The organism is Aquitalea sp. FG25, from assembly GCF_057809375.1.
Window position 1 is genome coordinate 1 of the sequence record NZ_JBMDJV010000059.1, and the last position, 2,806, is coordinate 2,806.

A 2,806-nucleotide genomic window follows, 5' to 3' on the forward strand; every position below is an offset into this window, starting at 1 on the left:
GCCAGCCTCCACGCACGCTTAGCGTGCTTTATTTTCCGTTTTCTGAGACGACCCCTCTTGGGTCAGTGGGCTTTCCGTTTTTGATCTTTCTCGCGGTGACGGCCTGCGTACACGACAAAGGCCGCCAAGCCTAGACCGAACAGCACAAGGCCGATAAGGGATTCAGTTGCCATTTTCTTCGTCCTCCTTGGTGGCGGCGGGTCTTCTACAGTATAGCGCAGCGGCCAGAAAAATAACGGCCATCGTCCACAAGATCAGCACCACGCCCATACCTATCTTATGGTCAATCAGGCCGCCGACAATACTACCAACAACGCAAGCCGTGGCCAAGTTGTCGCAAACCTTGGCCAAGCCTTCAAGCTGTGATTCACTGAACAGCATCACCTTCCCCTTCGATAACATCCACGATCCAATCCGCATAGCCATTCCATCGCACGCCTAGTTCATCCTCGATGACGGCTTGCTCGGTTTCCTCGTCATAGGAAATGATTGTCCCGGTGGTCGTTTCGCCGGCCAGATACTTGAATTCTACGACCATACCGGGCTTATACATTGATCGCTCCAAGGCGAAGGTTTTTCAGTCCGACCGGCCCGAGCGTGTTCCGCACTTGGCGCAAAAAAGCGCCGCCTGGCTGTACCGCATCCGTGCCATTGTTCCACATGGCAATGAGTTTGCTTTTCCAGTTGCGGCCATGAACCCGCGCAAAGCATTTCAGCGCCATTTCTTGATCGACCGTCATTTTCGCCCTTTCGTGCTGTTGTCTAAGTGTTTTTATTATACGTTTACGCGCTTACTTTGTCAACGTTTACACGCGGGTTATTTTTATCATCTTTCGCATGCGAAACCCTTGCGCTTTTCCGCCTTTCCGGGCATGCCTGTAGGCTGTCTTGCTCGGCCGGGTTGCTCGAACATCAGCGGGCTTTAGCCCGCTTCCTTCGCGGCCGTGGGCTTGTGGCCTTCGCCCTGTAGGGCTTGCCCGTTAGGAGTCAGTCGGCGCGGTAAGCCCGTCGATACCCTGCCCGTCCGGCGCGTCAAGGGACGACCGGAGGCCGCAGTCCGGCCCCCGGCCGGAACCGGGCGAGGATCGCGCCCTTGACGCAATAGCCGGGCGGGTGGGGTACGACATTAGGGCTGCGCCGGCTGGCTTCTAACCGCCTGGGCAGGCCGGGCGAAGGCCACATGCAAGCCCACGATCAGCCGCGCCGGCCGTCAGGCCGCCCCGTAGGGGCCAAGCCTCAACCTGGGGACGTTGCGCCGGCAGGACGGGATACCGGCCGCCGGCACTACGGCGCGGGCTTTTCCACAAATCCATAGCCCCCATCGCCCCGGCCGCGCCCGTCAAGTGGCGCAAGAGCCGGGGCCGCGTCAGGCTGTCCACGCCCTCCGGGGGTGGGCAGCCGCCCGGACGCGGGGGGCTGTGGGGTTGTGGGAAAGGTCGCTCACTCGCCGCCCTCCTGGGCGGCTATCGCAAGCGCAGCGCGCAGCGGCCGCCAGGCCGCGAAGGCGTCAGGGATGGAAGCCCGAAGGGGCGAGACTCGCCGGCCTCTTGGCGAGGCTCGATTCACGACAGCCCGCCCGGACGTCCGGCTTTCATACGTGGGGATGGGTGGACTTCTCGATCAGCTTGGCGCGGGCGGCGGCATACTCCCGTTCGGTCAGCGGGAAAAACCCGACAAACCGGCCGGCGTCGTGACGGATACCATCCCAGACGCCCATCGTATCGCGGTACATCACCTTGAAGTCTGCCAGCTCGATGCCTTCCTGCGCCAGATCGCGCAGCACGTTCTCAATGTCGTTCGTGACGGAACGCCCGTTGTCATGATCGGTAATGGCAATCACGTCGCCATCCACCTGATAGGAATAATCGGCACGCGGGCCAAACAGCGATTCAGACATATTCGACAGCTCCTTGATTTTGAGATTCACCCGGCAAACCGGGCCGATTTCGAGCGCGACAGAAACCGGATCAGTCAGCGGCTTTCCACAACAGCGGCAAAACGGCGAAGCCATGATAAGCCTCCGAACTGGCCGGACGAAAGCCCGGCCGTGGGGTTAGGTTTGAACGGCCCGGATCACCGGGAAATTGAAGCTCGAAAACCGCTCCTGGGCGACAACCGACAGGCCGGCGGCCGTCAGTGCCGCCTTGGCCAGCTCGGTGCTGGCCACATCGGCAATCATCACCTCGCACGCTTGGGAATTGCGTACCGGCCGCACCCCCAGCACTTCCACCTTTCCGGCCAGCGCCGCGCTGGCCACATCCTGAGTAGACATATCTCCGACTCCTGCCGGGCGGCGACCGCCCGGCCCTGGATCAATCTTCGTTGTTCAGCATGATGGTCATGACGGGTTCGGCGTCATCGCCCGGCCCGATGGTCATGGACAGCTTGATGGTTTCGGCCTCGCGGGCCTTGCCTTCACGCGGGATACGGCTTACCCGGAAATCAAGGCGGTGTGCGTCCGGTACATTGGTGCGAATAGCCAGCTTGGCCGCCGTCAGCACGTCCACCAGACGGGCGTCTTCGGTCTGATAAACGCGCTTGCGGTCGGTGTCGGCGTCCTTCCATTCGACGCACTCGGTATAAGCGGCGATGGTCATGGCCAGCGGGTAGCGGAAGCCCTCGCGGCGGCCCGCTTCGGACACGTCCACCAGCACGCCATCAGCGATGGCGTCTGCGCGGGAGTAAACCGAAATCGGATCGCCAAACAGTTCGTACATATTCATGATTTGCCCTTTCAACCGTTGAAAAACTGGGTTTACGGATTTTCCTGTTGGTCGGGGCTAAATCTCACCGGCCTCGATCATCC

General features: G+C 61.0%; 6 protein-coding genes. All 6 read right to left on the reverse strand.

Annotation, left to right across the window (positions count from 1 at the left end):
- Positions 1-162: 162 nt before the first annotated feature.
- Positions 163-381, reverse strand: coding sequence for a hypothetical protein (locus ACODR9_RS24245; protein ID WP_488813239.1), 219 nt, complete (start codon positions 379-381; stop codon positions 163-165).
- A complete protein-coding gene (locus ACODR9_RS24250; protein ID WP_488813241.1) occupies positions 368-553 on the reverse strand; it encodes a hypothetical protein in 186 nt (61 codons plus the stop codon). Before ACODR9_RS24250 ends, ACODR9_RS24245 begins: the two co-directional genes overlap by 14 nt.
- The gene (locus ACODR9_RS24255; RefSeq protein WP_488813243.1) at positions 546-740 is read right to left on the reverse strand and encodes a hypothetical protein; all 195 of its coding nucleotides are present in this window, start codon (positions 738-740) and stop codon (positions 546-548) included. The genes ACODR9_RS24250 and ACODR9_RS24255 overlap by 8 nt, the downstream gene beginning before the upstream one ends.
- Positions 741-1,591: 851 nt before the next feature.
- Positions 1,592-2,011, reverse strand: a complete 420-nt coding sequence (locus ACODR9_RS24260; RefSeq protein ID WP_488813245.1) for a DUF6011 domain-containing protein — start codon at positions 2,009-2,011, stop codon at positions 1,592-1,594.
- 42 nt (positions 2,012-2,053) lie between these two features.
- Positions 2,054-2,272 carry a hypothetical protein gene (locus tag ACODR9_RS24265; protein WP_488813247.1) on the reverse strand — a complete coding sequence of 73 codons (219 nt, stop codon included), beginning with the start codon at positions 2,270-2,272 and terminating at the stop codon, positions 2,054-2,056.
- Between the two features lie 40 nt (positions 2,273-2,312).
- Entirely contained in the window at positions 2,313-2,723 is a 411-nt protein-coding gene (locus ACODR9_RS24270) for a DUF6573 family protein (RefSeq protein WP_488813249.1), read from the reverse strand.
- Between the last annotated feature and the right edge of the window lie 83 nt (positions 2,724-2,806).